Here is a 1,320-nt window from a genome sequence, read left to right as displayed (position 1 = left end):
CACCGTGGAGATCTATCATGATAATCAGCGGATTGCCCTGCACAGCAGGAACTACCGGAGTCATGGATACACCACCCTGAAAGAGCATATGCCGCAAGCCCATCGGGTGGTGTCCAAACAACAAGGCTGGGACCCGGAATACTATCTGAGAAAAGCCAGTGAAAACGGCCCGTGCACCTATGAGCTCTTCAAAAAAGTCATGGACAGTAAACTGATCATCGATCAATCATATACGTCTTGCCTGGGCCTTCTCAGATTGATCAAGTCCTACGGGGCCATCCGGGTGGAAAATGCCTGTAAGCGTGCCTTGACAGGCTACAAGTTCAGTTATACCGCTGTGAAAAACATCCTGGACCATAACATGGACCGGCTTGAAGACATCGACAGCAAGGAATACCGTATTCCCGATCACCCCAATGTGCGGGGCGCATCCGCTTATCAAGAATAATTGTTTTACTATAACCTGTTCAAAATGAATACTGAAAACACCCTGGACCTTTTAAGGTCACTTAAACTGTCTGGAATGGCCAGACGCTATGAGTCCGTTCTCTCACTGCCCGTCCATGAACTGGTCGATGTCCATTCCCTGGTTGCGATGATCACCCAAGCCGAAGTCGAATACCGGCAGCATGCAAAGACCTCCAAGTATCTTAAAGCCAGCAAACTCCGGTATCACGCCCTGCCGGAGGATATCCTGTGCACCCCCGAAAGAGGAATTACAAGGGAACAGGTGCTTAGATTGTCCGACGGAATGTTCATCGAAAAGGGCGAGAATATCTTGATAACGGGTGCTACCGGCTGTGGTAAAAGCTTTTTAGCTTGCGCCTTAGGCCGGAGCGCTTGTCTGTTGGGAATACGCACTCAATACTTTGGTATGAACAAATTCCTGGACGCCCTGGCGCAGGCCCGGCTCGACGGCACATACCTGAAATGGATCAGGGCTGTGTCAGCCAACAAACTGCTGATCCTGGATGACTTCGGGTTAAAGCAACTGACCAATGACGCAAGAATCGCATTACTGGACATACTTGAAGACCGCTATGGGAACGGTTCGACGATTATCACCTCGCAGCTACCCGTCGACAGTTGGTACAACTTCATTGATGAACCCACGTTGGCTGACGCCATTATGGACCGGCTCTCCGCATCCGCTCACAGAATCGCTTTAACTGGAAAATCGCTGAGAAAAAGAAAAAATCACTAAGTTTAATCATCACTCTCGCTCAGTGATGTCAAGCCACTTTCAGGTGGCGTACTTTGCCCAGGAATTTTTGGCGACCTTTACTCAGGAACGCTGGCGTACTTTCGCAGGAATATCTA

The 1,320-nt window shown here is 49.5% G+C and carries 1 protein-coding gene and 1 pseudogene; both read left to right on the top strand.

The features are described from left to right. Positions 1 to 448, top strand: a pseudogene (locus ACQ4MZ_RS31515) (IS21 family transposase); the annotation flags it as partial. Between the two features lie 24 nt (positions 449 to 472). After that, positions 473 to 1,204 (top strand): IS21-like element helper ATPase IstB, encoded by a 732-nt coding sequence (gene istB / locus ACQ4MZ_RS31510; RefSeq protein WP_106599845.1) that lies wholly within the window; start codon positions 473 to 475, stop codon positions 1,202 to 1,204. Positions 1,205 to 1,320 lie beyond the last annotated feature (116 nt).

It is taken from the genome of Dyadobacter sp. BHUBP1, from assembly GCF_050587785.1.
In the GTDB taxonomy this organism is placed as follows: Bacteria; Bacteroidota; Bacteroidia; order Cytophagales; family Spirosomataceae; genus Dyadobacter.
The sequence above is the reverse complement of the archived record's forward strand: the minus strand, read 5'-3'. Positions and strand labels throughout refer to the sequence as shown.